This window comes from Psychrobacter sp. ASPA161_9, from assembly GCF_051970275.1.
GTDB lineage: Bacteria > Pseudomonadota > Gammaproteobacteria > Pseudomonadales > Moraxellaceae > Psychrobacter.
The window spans coordinates 212333-230214 of record NZ_JBEFNI010000005.1 but is presented as its reverse complement, the minus strand read 5'-3'; the positions used below and the strand labels follow the sequence as shown (position 1 = coordinate 230214).

14 protein-coding genes are annotated in these 17882 nt (G+C 42.6%); 8 read left to right on the top strand and 6 right to left on the bottom strand.

From position 1 onward, the window contains the following. Nucleotides 1–87: 87 nt before the first annotated feature. Together ACTQ9S_RS08040 and ACTQ9S_RS08035 are read right to left on the bottom strand one after the other, a co-directional pair. Nucleotides 88–828 (bottom strand): MHYT domain-containing protein, encoded by a 741-nt coding sequence (locus ACTQ9S_RS08040; protein ID WP_068036631.1) that lies wholly within the window; start codon nucleotides 826–828, stop codon nucleotides 88–90. Nucleotides 829–953: 125 nt separating this feature from the next. Continuing rightward, nucleotides 954–1658, bottom strand: coding sequence for a hypothetical protein (locus tag ACTQ9S_RS08035; RefSeq protein ID WP_440454644.1), 705 nt, complete (start codon nucleotides 1656–1658; stop codon nucleotides 954–956). 1045 nt (nucleotides 1659–2703) lie between these two features. On the opposite strand from ACTQ9S_RS08035, the gene ACTQ9S_RS08030 reads away from it, so the two are divergent. The 4 genes from ACTQ9S_RS08030 to ACTQ9S_RS08015 all read left to right on the top strand — a co-directional run bounded on the left by ACTQ9S_RS08030 (nucleotide 2704) and on the right by ACTQ9S_RS08015 (nucleotide 7271). Beyond that, complete coding sequence (locus tag ACTQ9S_RS08030) at nucleotides 2704–3978, top strand: phosphoribosyltransferase domain-containing protein (RefSeq protein ID WP_440454643.1); 1275 nt, start codon at nucleotides 2704–2706, stop codon at nucleotides 3976–3978. Between the two features lie 59 nt (nucleotides 3979–4037). Then, nucleotides 4038–4856, top strand: a complete 819-nt coding sequence (locus ACTQ9S_RS08025) for an HAD hydrolase family protein (protein ID WP_440454642.1) — start codon at nucleotides 4038–4040, stop codon at nucleotides 4854–4856. A gap of 77 nt (nucleotides 4857–4933) precedes the next feature. Then, nucleotides 4934–6124: a cysteine protease StiP domain-containing protein gene (locus tag ACTQ9S_RS08020; RefSeq protein WP_440454641.1), complete on the top strand. Its 1191-nt coding sequence runs from the start codon at nucleotides 4934–4936 to the stop codon at nucleotides 6122–6124. A gap of 67 nt (nucleotides 6125–6191) precedes the next feature. Further along, on the top strand, nucleotides 6192–7271 hold the full coding sequence (locus tag ACTQ9S_RS08015) for an HpcH/HpaI aldolase/citrate lyase family protein (RefSeq protein WP_068036648.1): 1080 nt from the start codon (nucleotides 6192–6194) through the stop codon (nucleotides 7269–7271). A gap of 227 nt (nucleotides 7272–7498) precedes the next feature. Here ACTQ9S_RS08015 and ACTQ9S_RS08010 read toward each other — a convergent pair whose 3' ends face one another. Then, nucleotides 7499–8311: an alpha/beta fold hydrolase gene (locus ACTQ9S_RS08010; RefSeq protein ID WP_440454640.1), complete on the bottom strand. Its 813-nt coding sequence runs from the start codon at nucleotides 8309–8311 to the stop codon at nucleotides 7499–7501. A gap of 371 nt (nucleotides 8312–8682) precedes the next feature. Between ACTQ9S_RS08010 and ACTQ9S_RS08005 the strand changes: the two genes are divergently transcribed. After that, nucleotides 8683–9480, top strand: a complete 798-nt coding sequence (locus ACTQ9S_RS08005) for an enoyl-CoA hydratase/isomerase family protein (RefSeq protein ID WP_068036656.1) — start codon at nucleotides 8683–8685, stop codon at nucleotides 9478–9480. 119 nt (nucleotides 9481–9599) lie between these two features. Here ACTQ9S_RS08005 and ACTQ9S_RS08000 read toward each other — a convergent pair whose 3' ends face one another. Both ACTQ9S_RS08000 and acnB read right to left on the bottom strand, forming a co-directional pair. After that, entirely contained in the window at nucleotides 9600–10043 is a 444-nt protein-coding gene (locus ACTQ9S_RS08000) for a PACE efflux transporter (protein ID WP_203226468.1), read from the bottom strand. Nucleotides 10044–10279: 236 nt separating this feature from the next. After that, entirely contained in the window at nucleotides 10280–12883 is a 2604-nt protein-coding gene (gene acnB / locus ACTQ9S_RS07995) for a bifunctional aconitate hydratase 2/2-methylisocitrate dehydratase (protein ID WP_068036659.1), read from the bottom strand. Between the two features lie 445 nt (nucleotides 12884–13328). Between acnB and ACTQ9S_RS07990 the strand changes: the two genes are divergently transcribed. The 3 genes from ACTQ9S_RS07990 (at nucleotide 13329) to ACTQ9S_RS07980 (ending at nucleotide 15603) form a co-directional block, all read left to right on the top strand. Beyond that, nucleotides 13329–13754 (top strand): carboxymuconolactone decarboxylase family protein, encoded by a 426-nt coding sequence (locus ACTQ9S_RS07990; protein ID WP_149038801.1) that lies wholly within the window; start codon nucleotides 13329–13331, stop codon nucleotides 13752–13754. A gap of 162 nt (nucleotides 13755–13916) precedes the next feature. Further along, complete coding sequence (lipA, locus tag ACTQ9S_RS07985; protein WP_068328511.1) at nucleotides 13917–14960, top strand: lipoyl synthase; 1044 nt, start codon at nucleotides 13917–13919, stop codon at nucleotides 14958–14960. 169 nt (nucleotides 14961–15129) lie between these two features. Continuing rightward, entirely contained in the window at nucleotides 15130–15603 is a 474-nt protein-coding gene (locus ACTQ9S_RS07980; RefSeq protein ID WP_350656768.1) for a GFA family protein, read from the top strand. 226 nt (nucleotides 15604–15829) lie between these two features. On the opposite strand, the gene ACTQ9S_RS07975 is transcribed toward ACTQ9S_RS07980, so the two are convergent. Beyond that, nucleotides 15830–17875: a TRAP transporter permease gene (locus ACTQ9S_RS07975; protein ID WP_440454649.1), complete on the bottom strand. Its 2046-nt coding sequence runs from the start codon at nucleotides 17873–17875 to the stop codon at nucleotides 15830–15832. Between the last annotated feature and the right edge of the window lie 7 nt (nucleotides 17876–17882).

Sequence of the window (17882 nt, the reverse complement as noted above, 5' to 3'; positions counted from 1 at the left end):
TAGATATAAATCTAAAAACCTTTTTTTATGGCTCTCTTCACTCAGCTGTAGGAGTGATAATTGCTTATAATTATATAGCTATAATAGTTACTCGCCAAATACTAGAGTTGCTTTCTTAGGTGCGTTATAAGAAGCAGCGGCCCATAGCAAGCTCAGTACAATTACCGAACCTACAAAGATAGTAAGCGATGAAGTAAACGCGCTTGAATTATTATAACCCATAGACATCATTTCACCTGTATGAGTCATTTCCATAGCCGCCATACCAGTATAGTGCATACCGCAAACTGCTATACCCATGATGAACGCGCTACCAAAACGTTGTAGATTTCCACGTAGGTTAAATGCCAACCACAGTGCTGCAATAGCGGCTACGATAGCAATAACAATTGAGGCAATTAAAAGTGTCGTGTTGTACGACATAGTTGCATCCATCTGCATTGAAGCCATACCAGTGTAATGCATCGCTGCAACGCCAAGACCCGTTAGTGTACCGCCGCCTAACAATTTGGCAATGCTTGGTGTACCACGGCCTACGATAATAATTCCAACTGCAACAAACACAATTGCAAGCAACATAGAGACAATTGTCATACCGATGTTATAAGTAACAGGCATCTGCATATCGACTGCCATCATACCAATGTAGTGCATTGACCAAATTGCGCCACCAATAGCAATTGAAGATAGCGCTACCCAAAAATATAGATCTGATCCTGGTTTTGCAGCTGGAACCCGAATAGCAAGGTTTAAACCAACATAAGAACCAAATACTGCAATCGCGTATGAAACAAGCACCAAAAGCATGTCATATTGAACTTCAATCATTTTTCTACCCTTCATATTTAATAAAAACTGAGCATAAGACAACGCTGGTTTGGTTGAACCGAGGTGCTTAATACGTTTACTATTTATTGTTCATAGGAATTTAATTTCCTATGAATGATTACTTTCTATCTAATGCTAAATTCACAAATATTGGTACTACCAGATCCGCAACTGGTTTCCTCAACGCTCGCTCTCCCTACTGCAGGGTTGGCCGTCAAGAATCCTTCTATATAACCTACAACAAAGTGGCAACCTGAATGATTGGTATCTGATGGACCACAAAATGGACATCTAATTAATGTGATTACGTTCTCACCTGCTTTCACTTTAGAAAAGTCTTTTAATGCTGGGACAAGCTCTCGACTAATCGCCGCCGATCTTTTTAACGGGCTACCAAGAGCATAGTCGCGTTGGTAAATACCGCCGCCGACCTTGCGACCCAATTCATGCAATGCAGCAGCACGCTTATCACTTGCCAAACTTTCTTCATATTGTTTGACGACATCAACTATATTTGGATACTGCGCTCCGATAGCCGCTAGAATAGCTTTCTCATCTAACGCTTTTTTATTCGGTGCTACCGTTTCTTCGTCTTCAGAAATTTCTAGGTTGAACAATGTACAACCGGCAATAGAAGATAAGTCATCGACTAAATCAGCTTGCGTTTTCGATCCCTGACTTCTGGCAACCACATAAATAATGTTTCCACCATTTTCTGATGGTTCTTGTTTCTGCGATACTAGTTGATAACCTGCTTTAATAAGAGGTGAAATAACGTTGACTAGGCGAATGCGTTCAGACGACGTTTCCAATGCGCAAGAAAATTTCAAAGACCACTCCTTTTTCTGAAAATATAGCTAGAATTTTCTAATACCAAGCTATTTAAACAAAGCTGATAATTAAAATAAACCGCATACGATTATTTATAGAATCGTCCCGAATTTATTATACTATTTATTTAATATTTACAATATGTAATTAATGATAATATTGTAACTTATATTTTGGATGAATTTTTGTCGCATAATCGTTATTGGACCACAAACCTATACTTCTTACATATCAACTCTATGCTCTTTACCTATTAATTAGCAGTCGTTTATTTATTTCCATAAGTCCAAAAAACAAATAACTTATCGGCAACATAAAACCAGTCAGATACACTAAATTATCAATAATATCAGTATCTTAAATAATTTCTTCTTAACGGTTACTTATATGACAACGAAAAGTAAACTAGAAAACAAAGGTAAAAATCCTAAGTTTAAAAATATAAATTTTGTTTCCTTCTTTATCATTGAGAAACTATAACAGTACTAAGTTCTCAGAAGGATTTCGTCAGCATTATTACTCAAGGTATACACACTAGCAAGTCTTAACGCGATATCGTCCGATAGAGGGTGATATCATCCGATAAATGACATTGAGATAGTGACATACATGATTAAAGTCAGAATAGGAGAGAGATTTTCGTTTAAAGGTCATAGCTTAAATAGCGTTTTTATTTGACTTAATTTTTGTTGGATAAATCTAGTTGAACTATGGCTGAACTGACTTGTTACCCAGTCTAGTGAAAGTCCAACTATCACGTTATTCATGATCAACGAATATTGCTTTAGGCTTCCTACTGTCGGGAGTCACTACAAGTCTTTTTGTGACTATTCATAAAATATGCGCTATATGACGAAATTTCAGTTATTATCTGCGCTATTAGCGAACGCTTAAATCGTTTCGGACAACTCGTTTGGTTGGTCATTCATGACAGCTACACCTCTGACTACACTATAATTAAGCAAGCAAAGCCGCAGCACGTTATGGCTGTTGTAATTGATAGAATTTATAACTATACAAGATCAAAAGTACAAAGGAATATTAATGTCAAATAAGCAACACAGCACCACTATTAACTTACCGCGAGGTAATCTTGATCTCACCTATCAACTTAACGATACTTCAGGTAGTAAAGCGACTTATCAACTAGAAGAACTATTGAGCTTTGCGCAACGTATAAACCCCAAACGCGCATTTCTATTCGTCTCAAAAGTCTTAGGTCGTCATATTCCAGTCGCACCTAGTACCATGCGCAGTGCTTTTACTGATTTGGCAAATTTAGTACCTAATGATTTACCCGAGCCGATTTTGGTCATTGGTATGGCAGAGACTGCCGTTGGGCTATCTGCTGGTGTGCATCAAGCGCTACAAACGCGCTATCCGAATGCACTACTATTAAACTCTACGCGTCATGCGCAACATAGTGGCAATAATGACAAAAGCCGCGACTCTTTGTTGACCACTTTTAGCGAAGACCACAGTCATGCCAGCCAACATTTAATTTATCAAAGCTCTGATAAAGTCACCCAAGAGCAATTACTTGCTAGCAAGACGCTTATTATGGTCGATGATGAAGCCTCAACGGGCAATACTTGCGTCAATGTCGTGACTGCCCTACGTAATGCTGGACTCGCACAATTAGAGCAAGTACATCTCACCACTTTGGTTGATTGGTCCCTAAATCAGAATCAGGGTACAGCTGATGCAGACGATACAATATCTACTCGTTTGCCTAATATAGACTTTCATCGTCATCATTTATTGTCTGGTGCATGGCAATGGACGGATGCACCCGACCCTGAACCTATTATCATGCCATCGGTCGATACGACAGAGGCTGGCAGTCAGCCATTAGGCAACACTGGTAATTGGGGACGCTTCCCAACGCTAGATAGCACAGATGGATTTGATAATTATCTGGAGAAGTTTCAAACTGCATTTACGCGTTTTAGTGAGCAAGCACAGTTTGATAAAAAGCAATTACCTGAGCGGATTTTGGTATTGGGTAGTAATGAGTTTGTGTGGTTGCCGTTTTTATTGGCGGAATGGCTTGAGCAAAATACTGGCTCACAGAACAATAGTCATAGCGATATTCAAACAGTGAAGTTTAGCGCCTTGACACGATCACCGATTGCACTTGGTGGTGGAATTGAAACGATGATGAGCTTTAGCGACAATTATGGGCTTGGTATGACTAACTTTGCTTATAACGTTGAGCCTAGCGATTGGGATTTGATTGTCTTGTGTGTGGAGACCTCAAACGATAGCGTTGATGACCTGTGGCAAGGTTTGGATAATGTGTTGATAGTGGGTTCTTAGATTTAACTTAGCCTCTAAGCCATTCTTTGATTTTCAAATCTATTACTACGGACACTTTTATGACCACCCCATTCTTCAAGAGCGACCCCAACATTACCAAACCTTACGCCTTAATGGATTTAGACGATACCCTATTTCAAACCCAACGCAAAATTGATGCATGGGACTTGCCAACGGCTGAATCTGAAAGCTTAGTGTGTGCCACGGTAAATAAACAAGCCGAACCATTAAGCTTTATGAGCCAACGTCAAGCGACGTTTTTTAATTGGCTACTTGCTAGCACTGAGTTAATAGTAGTTACCGCGCGTGATCGTAGTGAAATCAAACGTGTAAAACTGCCTTTTGAAAGTTGGCAAGTATTGACCCATGGTGCAATTATTTTGACAGCTAATGGCGAACTATTAAGCGCATGGCAACAGCATATGTATGAACAGCTAAGTCCTTTGCAAGACAAACTTAACCAGCTGAGCCAATTATTCGCGGGTCACAGTAGAAACGATAACAGTCAGCTGGTATTTACACCGCATATTGATAATTTTAATAATGGTTCTGTTAATGAAGAGCTGACCATTTATCTAGCTATTAAACATGCGCAAAAAGACCATCAAGCGTTAGTCGAACTAGCCAAAAAGCTACCTACATTAATACGTGATTTTGATCAGGATTTTTATGTGCACGTCAACGCCAACAATCTCGCGATACTGCCACATGCGGTTCATAAGCATCATGCGGTACAGTTTTTATTAGACCATCATTTAGACAGTCAGCGTCCGAGTTTTGGCTTTGGTGACAGTCTGGCAGATTTACCTTTTCTGCAACTGCTAGACTGGTACGGTATGCCCAATCATGGTCAGCTGCATGACAATCTTAGTTCTTAATGATTTTCGGCTCTTAACAACTCTTAAATATCAATAATTATAATAACGACAGCAGCTTATACGAGTAAAAACCTCCTATGACCAATCCTAATATTCAGAAACTAGAAAAATACGGCTCAGGCAGCTATCTTGCCAGCGATGTAACCGTATTGCTCGGTATCGTCGATAAAGACGCAGTTACAGACGTGCCAGTCAGCCAAAAAGAAGCACTGATCCAAAGTGGGCAGCGCCATTATTCGGACATGCTGACCTTAGAGAAAGCACCGACAGCCATGCATGAGCAATTATACGCGCAGGCATTAGAGCAAGGCACAAATAGAACCGCGACGGATATCGCTAACTTGGCTTATACGCTACACCATACTTTTCAAAACCCTCTAAATGAAAGCACCATTAATGTTAAGCGCCCACTAGTACTAGTTAGCTTAGTACGAGCAGGTTTGCCAGTTGGAGTATTGCTGCAGCGTGCGTTAGCCGATGCCGATAGCGACTACTCTCTGCCCAGTGTGCATTACGGTATTAGCATCATCCGTGATCGTGGCCTTGATCCAGTCGCTTTACAAATGATATTACACGCTTACCCAGACAGCCCTATCGTATTCGTCGACGGCTGGACGGGGAAAGGCGCTATTTATCAAGAGCTTGCTCATAGCTTAGAAGTCTTTAGTGACCCTAGCCATCCCAATTTTGCCAATATTTTTCATCAAGGAAAAGACGCCATCCCGCTACTTACACTCGCTGATCCAGCGGGCGTAGCATGGCTAGCTGCTAGTGAAGAAGACTGGTTGATCCCATCAGGTTTATTAAATAGCACGGTGTCGGGACTGATTTCACGTAGTCTTTATACTGAGCCGCAATCAGGTCTACATCGCAGTGTTTTTTATGATAATTTAATAGAGGCAGATCATAGCTTAGCGTTTATCGATCATATTGATACAGCACGACGTGCATTAACGATACCTTTGCAACGTTTGCCAACATTTAAGCAGCCGCGCTATCAGACTGCTGATTTAATAGATAAGCTGGCTGCAGACTACAATATCACCAATCGTAACCGTATCAAGCCGACGATTGCAGAGGCGACACGCGCCATATTACGCCGCGATCCCGAGCGCATTCTACTGGCTACTGCCGAGCATCCCGATACCGTGTTATTGCGACATTTATGTGCGCAGCGAGATATTAATATTACTGTGTTAGGTGCTAAAATACTCCCCTACCAAGCCATCACTCTTATCAAGCAACGCACAACAGACAGCCAACCATAAGTAGGATAAGCGTCCAGCGCTTTTGTCCCTGCACTATCATTCACTACTATTTACGATAACATCTACTATGTCAGAAAAAACGTCCAGCCTTTATAATTATACTCAGTCTTATGAACACCTGATCACTGAGCGTCATGCTATGATCAAGCCGCATACCCATCACCCTTATCAACTTGGTGCTAGCCTTTATATGCCAGCCACTCGCCAAGACATTTGGCAAGTCATTAAGCGTGACAAATTACCGACGATTAATAGCATTATCATTTGTTTAGAAGACGCGGTTAGCCATAGTGATGTTGAGTTGGCACTCGAGCGCTTGCAGGTACTGCTCCATACGTGGTCGGCACATGTTAATAGTATTAATGAGCCAACCAGACAAGCTAATCTTCAATCAGAGCAGCAATCAAAGCAGCAAAACCAGCAGCCGACGCGACCATTGGTCTTTGTACGTCCACGTAATCCGGCCATGCTACAGCAGCTAGCAGATTTTGCTCACATTGATCTGATTGATGGCTTCGTCATGCCTAAAGTCGATATGTATAGCTTATCCAATTGGCGTATGGCCTGTCAGAATGTAAGTACTGACCAGTTATTGATGCCGACCTTAGAGACTGCAGCCCTATTCAACCCGCATCATAATCAAGAGTTAGCGATTGGCTTTAAAGAAGCCTTTAGTCAGCCAGTCTTTGCCCTACGTATCGGTGGCAATGATCTGTTTGCCGCGCTGCGTTTGCGCCGTCCGAAAGACAGCATTGTCTACGATACTCCGATTGGTACTCTTGCCTATCAGTTACTTGGCTGTTTTGTACCGCATGGTTTTTATCTAAGCGCGCCAGTCTTTGAATATTTAGACCAGCCAACGCTATTTATGCAAGAGCTGACTCGCGATGTGAGCTTAGGTTTGGTCGGAAAAACCGTCATTCATCCAAGTCAGATTGCTTTGGTACAACAAGCTTACTGCGTGCCCCTTAGTATGCTAGATGAGGCGCAAGCGATACTCCATAGTGAAGCGAAAGCTGTATTTAAATATAATAATACGATGTTAGAGCCTGCCACACACCGTGCTTGGGCGCATGAAGTGGTCAATCGTGCAGAAGTGTTTGGTACGATTAACGATGGTAATAGTGACTATAAAGCGCGCTTATAATCAATCCTAAATAAAACTGGCACGCTCTATGCCACAGGCTGCTGGTATTAATTTCCCTTGCGTGCTGTGCCTACGCCGACAGAGGCTGCGCGAAACTAATACCAGCAGCACTGTACCTATTTTAACTATATAAAAAATGCAGTTGTAAAAGTCGTCTATTAATTTTAATAAAAAAGCCGCTATTCAATCAATGATAGCGGCTTTTCTATTATTCAAACTTTGAAATCTTACACACAGCATTCTAGGAAATTACTCATCACTGTATTTACTTGCTCAGGCTCTTCCACGGTCGCAGTATGACCAGCTCGCTCAATGACAGCAAGCTTGGAGCCTTTAATCGCAAAATGCATCCGCTCAGACTTGGCATATGGCGTCGCTGCATCTTCATCACCGACCACTATCAATGTCGGCGTCGTGATACTTCCCAGCTGATCATAAGTCCCCTTGCGCTCAATGATGCCCATCGTGGCCTTGGACACACCAACCTTATTATTGCCTTGTATCTGTGCCAGCCAATCTTTGCATTCAGATTTGCGTGACTTGTCTGCTAAGAAGCTACTGCCAAACATAATCGGCATAACCTTTTTACTGACTCGCTTCATACCTAGCCAACGAATCGCTGTAATCAATTTGCGATATTGCGGTGCAGACTTAGGATCTTCAGGATCAGATGACGTTTCTAACAATATCAATGAAGACAACAGCTCCGGGCGACTTATAGCGATACGTTGCCCGATAAATCCACCCATCGATAAACCTACAAAATGGCAACTATCAATGTTAAGGGCATCAAGTAGCGCGATAGTATCATCGGCTAAAGTGTCCATATCATAGCCGGACTTAGTAATCTGCGACTGTCCCTGCCCGCGAAAATCAAAAGCGATGCAGCGATACTCATCTTGAAAGTGTGCTACCTGCTTATCATACATTCGTGTACTCCACAGTAGGCCATGAGCGAACACCATTACGGGTTTACTCTGATCATTAGGTGCACTGTCTTCGTAATAAATATTCGCATTGTTGATTTGAATATGAGGCATAGAAACTTCCTTGTCTGATAATTATTTATAAGTAAAAAGCGATTAGCTCGCTTGTGAATGACTTTTTGGTACAAGCGTGAATGCTTTAGCATAAGACATAAGATATTTATTTCAAGTAATGTTTCTAATAATGAATGTAAGCAGCTTTAAACCCGTAAAGACTTCTCACCACCTATTAATTCCTGTCTATAGCTATGCAGAAATACTATCAAGATTAGTATGGCTTAAGCGCCCACAAAACCTGCTTTTATAATCATGACAAGCTGCTATAGTAAGCAGAATTAGCAACAAATACTGAATCATTTATTCGGATCACTTTTCATTCATTATCGATCAATGTTAATCAGCCATTTAAAATAAGGAAATCCAAGATGTCACAATCTCTAGTCGAGTATCACAGCGAAAACCATATTGCCACCATCACTCTAAATGACCCAAAAAGTCTGAATGCCTTTAGCACACCATTAAAGACCAGTGTACTAGAAGCGCTTGAGCAGGCTGAAGCTGATGATAAAGTTAGAGTAATTGTCTTACAAGGTGCAGGCGGCAATTTCTCAAGCGGTGGTGACATTAAAGAGATGCTATCTGAAGGCATAGACAAAGAAGTCATTTCAAATAAACTAAAAGGCATGGTGGAAGGCGCTGGAGAAGTCAGCTTAAAGTTGCGTAAAATCCATAAACCAATTATTGCTAAATTAGAAGGCGCGGTTGCAGGCGCAGGCATGAACTTAGCCTTAACTTGCGATTTTCGTATCACCGCAGATAACGCGAAATTCGTGCAAGCCTTTGTACATATCGGCCTCGTACCTGATGCTGGCGGTGTGTATTTATTAAATCAGTTAATTGGCCCTGCTAAAACCACTGAGCTTGTAATGCTTGGCAATAAAATCAGTGCACAAGACATGGCTGACTTAAACTTGGTCAACCAAGTCGTGTCATCTGAAGATCTTGATGCCGCAGTGTTAAAGCTTGCCTCTCGTCTGAGCGCTCTGCCAGCTAAAGCCTTGTCTAGCATGAAACATATGCTCAATACTCATGCTTACTCAGGCTTGAATGAGGCACTCGATATGGAAGTGCAACAACAAGCAATGCTGGCGAAAACTGATGATTTCATTGAAGGGGTTACAGCGTTCATTGAAAAGCGCAAACCAGTTTATCAAGGTAAGTAATAAACTAGTCAGGCTCGCTTTTGCAATATCATCAAAAAGGCTGCCAAATGGCAGCCTTTTATTTTAGGTAAAGTCATATAGAGAATGGTCAGCAGCATTATGATAAATCTAGCTACTCATTAAGAAGCGGAGGCTGACTCCTGTTGATATGGTAAAGTAAATATCTTGTCAAAACCTAACGTAAAAACAAAGGTATAAACTAAGAAGAATAGCAATAACGCTGCCTCCATTATAAAGGCTTTTGTCACACCAACATCATACCAAATCATATACAGTGGTAAGCAAATTAAAACCAATCCGCCTTCAAATCCCAAGGCATGGGCACTACGTATCCATAACGTGCGCTTGGTCACCTGCTTACGACTTTCCCACGCCTCAAAGGCCGTATTGTAAATAAAGTTCCAGATCACAGCGGCCAATGACACCATCACAGCAACTGGTAAGGACTCTGCCGCATCGCCACCACTGAGTTTCATCAGTACAAAGGTAGAAGAAATGATTGCGATAATCTCAAAGATAATCACATAGACGATACGACGTTTGAGTGGGGATAAAGTAATCAACCAAAACTCCAGAGCACTTGATTGTAAACAAAAAAGTGCCTATCAAAGTATCGGTCCGTCCCGAGATAGAAAAAATAGATTAAGTGCAGAGCCACGGTTTCCGCCTGCGCCTATATTATACCTAAGATACTGAGAGAAACCAGTCGGTGCTTATAGCAAAAAACCCCGCATCATGACGATACGGGGTTACTATTTAAATAAGAGCTGTAAAACTTAAAAACATTTCATTTTAAAGCTTAGGTCAACTGAGCAACGTTAATTTTATCCGCTTCTTCAGTGTACTCTTCCATACGGTCGAAGTTCATGTATTGATACACTTCTTCGCCCATGCTGTTTAGCATACCAGCATACTGCTGATATTCTTCATTGGTAGGCAATTTACCAAGTACCGCTGCCACTGCTGCAAGCTCTGCAGAAGCTAAGTAAACATCAGCGCCTTGACCTAGACGGTTCGGGAAGTTGCGGGTTGAGGTCGATACCGCAGTAGAGTTCGGTGCGATACGTGCTTGGTTACCCATACATAGTGAACAACCAGGCATCTCAGTACGAGCGCCGGCTTGAGCATAAATGTTGTAATAACCTTCTTCCATCAACTGACGCGCATCCATCTTAGTAGGTGGCGCAATCCATAGACGAGTTTTGAGGCTACCTGCTGGTACGTCTTGTAGCAGTTTACCCGCAGCACGGAAATGACCAATGTTGGTCATACATGAACCAATGAATACTTCATCAATGGTATCACCAGCCACGTCAGCCAATGTTTTTGCATCGTCTGGATCGTTCGGGCAGCAAAGGATCGGCTCTTTAATCGTGCTCATGTCGATAGTCATATCGATGGCGTATTCTGCATCTTCGTCAGCACGCATGAGGCTTGGATTAGCCAACCACTCTTGCATTTGCTCGATACGACGGCTAATAGTACGCGCATCGCCATAGCCTTCTGAGATCATCCACTTAAGTAGCGTGATGTTTGAATTTAGGTACTCAGTTACTGACTCTTCAGATAGCGTGATGGTACAACCTGCGGCACTACGCTCAGCTGACGCATCAGATAACTCAAACGCTTGCTCAGCGGTTAGGTCTTCTAAGCCTTCAATTTCAAGAATACGACCATTGAATTCGTTGATTTTGCCTTTCTTATCAACGGTTAATAGACCTTCTTTGATCGCTTGATAAGGAATCGCATGGACTAAGTCACGTAGCGTGATACCAGGCTGACGTTCGCCAACGAAGCGGACACGGACAGACTCAGGCATATCAAGTGGCATAACACCAGTCGCTGCTGCGAATGCTACTAGACCAGAACCAGCTGGGAACGAGATACCCATTGGGAAACGAGTATGCGAGTCACCACCAGTACCAACGGTATCTGGAAGTAGCATACGGTTCAACCACGAGTGAATGATGCCATCGCCCGGGCGTAAGCTGACGCCGCCACGGTTCATGATGAAGTCAGGTAGTGTATGCTGAGTCTCAACGTCAACTGGCTTTGGATAAGCAGCAGTGTGACAGAATGACTGCATGACTAAGTCTGCTTGGAAGCCCAAACATGCCAAATCTTTTAGCTCATCACGGGTCATCGGACCAGTGGTATCCTGAGAGCCAACAGTCGTCATTTTAGGCTCACAGTACATACCCGGACGTACGCCTTGCAGGCCACAAGCTTTACCAACCATTTTTTGCGCAAGGGTAAAGCCTTTACCCGTATCAACTGGCTCTTCTGGCTTGGCAAAGATATCTGAATGACCAAGACCCATGTATTCACGAGCACGGTTAGTCAAACCACGACCAACGATTAGTGGAATACGGCCACCAGCACGAACTTCATCAAGCAATGTTGGTGAGTTTAGCTTGAACGTTGACAGTACTTCGTCAGAGTCATGCTTAGTGATTTTGCCTTCATACGGATAGATGTCAAATACATCACCCATGTTTAGGTTATCAACAGCCACTTTTTCGATTGGTAATGCGCCAGAATCTTCCATAGTGTTAAAGAAGATAGGTGCAATATTGTTACCTAATACTAAACCGCCGCCACGTTTGTTTGGCACGTTAGGGATATCATCGCCCATGAGCCACAATACTGAGTTCGTCGCAGACTTACGGCTAGAACCCGTACCAACCACGTCACCAACATAAGCCAGTGGATGGCCTTTTTCTTTTAACGCTTCGATCTGCTTCATTGGACCGACAACGCCCTCTTCGTCAGCAGTGATGCCGTCGCGAGAGTTTTTGTGCATGGCTAATGAATGCAATGGGATATCAGGACGGCTCCACGCATCTTGCGCAGGTGACAAGTCATCAGTGTTGGTTTCGCCAGTCACTTTAAACGTCGTGTAAGTGGTCTTTTCTGGTACGGCAGCACGGTTCAAGAACCATTCAGCGTCAGCCCAAGATTGAACGACTTCTTTAGCGATGTCGTTGCCAGCTTCAGCTTTTTCAGTGACGTCATTGAACGCGTCAAATACGAGCAATGTCTTTTTCAATGCTTCTGCTGCGTCTTGTGCAACATCGGCGTCGTCTAGTGCAGCAACCAATGGCTGAACGTTGTAGCCACCTTGCATAGTGCCTAGGATTTCAACGGCTTTTTGCTTGCTGATAAGTGGTGATGATGCTTCACCCTTAAGGATAGCAGCTAAAAATGCAGCTTTAACGTAAGCAGCTTGGTCAACGCCAGCAGGAATACGGTTTTCTAGCAGGTTCATTAAGAACGCGTCTTCGCCTGCTGGTGGGGTTTTTAATATTTCAACCAACTCTGCTACTTGTTTTTCATTCAGTGGTAGCGGAACCGTTCCTAGCTCAGCACGTTCTTCGACATGTTTACGATAAGCTTCTAACACAATAGTCGTCCTCGTCAGTTGGGGGGTATTAGCACATTACGTGGATAGTCAGCATGACAGCCTGCGTCTATGTACTAGGTGGAATAATTATCCGTGCAATCATAGCTTAAAACGCTCTAAATGTTAATGGCTCAGCCTTTAAAAGGCTCATAAAGCAGCCATAAAGGGGTCATATTGAACATTTATTATATAAATAGTACCATCAACAATATGATTGACTGCCTTTATAGAACCCGTACTCAGTTTGTAACTCTTGTCAAGCACAGCTCGATTTACGGTTAAACAAATACTGTGCGACGGCGATACTCTTTTGTAAGATATTATTTCATAAAATATCATTTTAATACGATAGCTTAGAAAAATAGCGCTTGAAAAAATAGTTTTTATTAGCAAATACTAAATTGATAAAATAAATATGAAGGATGACGACATGGACGGTAGTGATATGGAAAACCACGACATAGAAAACAAGGATATGGAGCACAACGCTAATTATCAAAACGGTCTCAAGGTTCGTACTGAAGTAATGGGCGAGGCACATGTCAAACGCTCGCTTGATAGCGCAACTGGATTTACCCAGCCATTGCAAGACTGGATCATTGAAAACGCTTGGGGCAGCACTTGGCAAGATGACTCGGTATTACCGCGCAAATATCGCTCATTAATCACCATCGCCTTTTTAATTGCACAAAAGAGCCCAACTGAGCTAAAAGGACACATTCGAGGTGCCATTAATAACGGTGCCAGTGTCGCTGAGATTCGAGAAGTATTGATGCACAGTTTGCCTTACTGCGGTGCACCTGCCACCCAAGAAGCGTTTCGTGCTGCTATAGAAATACTGAATGAGTTGGACATTGACATAGATATTTAAAACTATGGTAATCAGACCAATCGTAGTAGTCTTGATTAGGTCAGTGAGACAATATTCTTTGGAAATTAACTCCTAAATCTCTGCTATAATATCTCAACTCATAAAACATTTTAATAATTCCATAAACCCTTATACTACAAAGGGTTAAGAGATAATTTAATTATGACAACTGCCGTACAAACACATGTGCCTGCTGCTAAGGTCAAACCCAAAAAAGCCATCCAAGGCGAAAAGCTACGTGGCTACGATAAAGTTGCACGTATCCCAATTAAAGTAATCCCGACCGTCGAGGCGAAGAAAAAGCCAGATTGGATTCGAGTTAAGATGTCGTCGCCTGCTGAAGTGGCCCGTATCAAAGCCACCTTGCGTGAGCAAAAGCTCTATACCGTCTGTGAAGAAGCTGCCTGCCCTAACCTGCCGCAGTGCTTCGCTGATGGTACGGCGACCTTTATGATTATGGGTGATATTTGTACCCGTCGCTGCCCGTTCTGCGACGTGGGACATGGTCGTCCAAATGAGCTGGACGCTGATGAACCCCGCCATACGGCTGAGACCATTTTAGGCTTGCAGTTGAAATATGCCGTTATCACCTCTGTTGATCGTGATGATCTAAAAGATGGCGGTGCTGCGCATTTCGTTGAAGTACTCAATGAATCAAGAGCGCTTAGCCCGAACTGCTTAATTGAAATCCTAGTACCTGATTTCCGTGGGCGCATGGAAGTGGCTTTAGATTTGCTGACGGAAACACCGCCAGATGTGTTTAACCACAATATCGAAACTGTGCCTCGTCTGTACAAAGCCTTCCGCCCAGGCTCTGACTATCAACATTCATTAGATTTGCTCAAGCTGTATAAAGAGCGTCGTCCTGATATCGCTACCAAGTGCGGTTTTATGGTTGGCCTTGGTGAAACTGAAGAAGAAATATATGCATTGCTTGATGATTTAAAAGCGCATAACGTGGATATGATTACGGTTGGTCAGTATCTACAACCTAGTAAAAACCACGCGCCAGTTGATCGTTATGTCCATCCAGACGAGTTCCAGCGTTATATGGATTATGGCAAAAAGATTGGCTTCTTTAACATTTGGGCAGGGCCGATGGTACGCTCAAGCTACTTTGCCGATCGTCAATACTACGGCGAAGATTGCCCAGCACCTATTCGCAGTAAAAAGGCATTGGCAGCAGAAGGTAAGCTTGGCTGCTAGTATCTGATTGATTAAGCCAGTTATTTATAGAAAAAGGAGACTCGAAAAGGTCTCCTTTTTTATTGTGCTCTACTCAAAGCGACTACATTAGTACGCTAAGATAGTGCTATATTTTGCATTAATAAATTATGACAACTCTCTTACCCTCTTATTAATGAAGGACTAACTAATGAGCAGCGAATTTACCCCACAAGAAGGCTCTTGCTCCTGTTATAGCAATACTTATACGGTCAACAATAAGCCCATTGGTCGTTTTATCTGCCACTGTACTATTTGCCAAGAATTTACTAGCCAAGCTTATAATGATGTGACGGTTTTAATGAAGTCCGATGTCAGCAATTTAAACCTCATTAGAACCAAATTTCGCCGTTGGAAACTCCCGCCAAATATTAGTCGCGGGCTTTGTACTCGCTGCAACAAACCCAGTATAGAAATGGCGTTGGGTGGCAATCTCATATTAGTACCGACAACAAATTACCATGATATAGCTGCATTGCCTGAACCGACTATGCATCTATTTTATAACCGCCGCGTTGAAGATATGGACGATGATTTGCCCAAGTACAATGGCTTTGTACAAAGTCAGGCAATGATCGTTAAAGCGCTTGCTCAGGGTATGTTTAAAAGAGTGAGTAAACGCTAGTGGCTATATATTTAGAATCTGAGTTTACAATTTATGTTTAGAGCTTAAGATCTGTTAAACATTCAAATGTGGTACTGGCAATTCTAATATTTGAATGTTTAACAGACCCTAAAAATCATAACTAAAAACAGTTAGCTGAGAATCTAAAAAGGGTGAATAACAAATAATCGTTATTCACCCTTTTTTGTGACTTTAATACATCTCTAAAACCTTCAAACCTAACGCTTTAAACGGTTAGAGTTGGCGTTGGCTTATCAGCTGTTTTTATATTAAATACAGCCACGATTAATACTATTACTCCGCCGATTAATCCTGTCGTAAGCTCAGGATAGATCAATAGTAATGCGCCAATGGTCAGTATTCCACGAGTTAGTGGATTCATAGCACCTTTAAAATAACCCTCCAGCGCCGCACTTAGCGCGATAACACCTGTGACCGAAGTCAACACGACAGTTACTATGTCAAGAATAGGCGGTAGCGGAAAATCTTTCGCCGTGACCGCTAGACCAGTTGGGTCTATCATCAGCATCGTGGGGCTATAAATAAACATAAATGGCACGATAAATCCGGCCAATGCTAACTTTAACGATAAGAAGCCTGTCTTCATCGGATCGCCACCGGATATACCAGCGCCGGCAAAGGCTGCCAGACACACAGGCGGTGTAATATTAGCGAAAATACCAAAATAGAATACGAACATATGCGCTGATAAAATCGGAATATCAAACCCTGCTAAAGCTGGTGCTGCCATCGTTGCCGTAATAATATAAGCTGGAATAGACGGTAGCCCCATGCCCAATACCATCGATGCTAGCATCGTTAAAATAAGGGTTAGGAATAATGACCCTGCTCCTAGCGTCACGATTGATGAGGTCATCACCGTACCAAAGCTGGTCAAACTCACAACCCCGATGATCACACCTACCACCGCACAAGCTGCCATCACGGCTAGCGACTGACGAGCACCATCTTCTAAAGCACCCAAAATGTCAGAAAACCCCATTCTGGTCTCTTTGCGTAGCATACTAATCACGACCGTAAAACCAATGGTATAAGCCGCGGCATAGCCTACGGGTACGTTTCTGATTAATAGAAATATCAAAAATACAATCGGTAATAGCATGTGACCGCGCGCTTTTAATACCTCTTTTACCTGCGGTAAGCTCTCTTTGGCGATACCTTTTAGGTCGCGACGTCCGGCGCGAAAATGCACTTGAGCAATGACGCCCAAATAATAAAGTACCGCTGGTAGTAGTGCTGCTAAAGCAATCGTACTATAGGGCAACCCTGTGGTCTCCGCCATGATAAAAGCACTGGCACCCATAATAGGTGGCAATATCTGCCCGCCCACAGAAGCGCTCGCCTCTACTGCACCTGCAAAGTCCTTATGATAACCGACCTTTTTCATTAAAGGGATGGTAAACGCTCCGGTGCTGACAACGTTCGATAACGCTGAGCCGTTGATACTACCCATAAAGCCACTTGAGATGACTGCAACCTTTGCAGGTCCGCCTTTTTTATCACCAGCTAATGCTAGTGCCAAGTCATTAAACAGCTGCCCCATGCCAGAGCGCGCTAAAAATGCGCCAAATAAAATAAACAAAAAGATAAAAGTAACCGATGCTCCAATCGCGACAGAATAGAGACCTTCAGTCTTTAAAAATAGTTGACCAAAGATATCACCCATATCATAAGGGCGCGTAAGCAGCCGATCAGGCATAAAGTCTAGATGACTGACAAACGGATAAGCCAAAAATATCGACGCTAATATAGGCAAAATCCAACCAGTGATACGTCGACTGCCTTCAAGCACACAAATCACTGTGACAATAGAAAATATCACATCAACCTGATTGGCCATGCCACCACGCGAGGTCACAATATCTTGGTACTCGTATATCAGATAGGCCATTCCAGATAAGGACAGGGCAAACCAAATCCAGTCATACCAAGCCACCTGCTGGCGGCTGCTTCTTTTACTGGCTGGAAAAATAAGAAATATTAAAGCAAATCCAACACCGACATGCACAGAGCGTTGTAATAATGCTGGCATGGGATTAAAGGTGATATACAAATGAAATAAAGAATATAAAATGCAAATCCCAGCGATAAAATATTTTACTGGGCCTTGGGTGATGTTACGGGTGATTGACTCTCGGTCATACTTTTCTAATATTGCTCGATTATGAGCTTGCGCTTCAAGTTCAGCATCTACATTGGTATCAGCATGAGTATTGGAATGTATAGGCAGGTCAGCATTGTTGGCTGACATCGTTGTC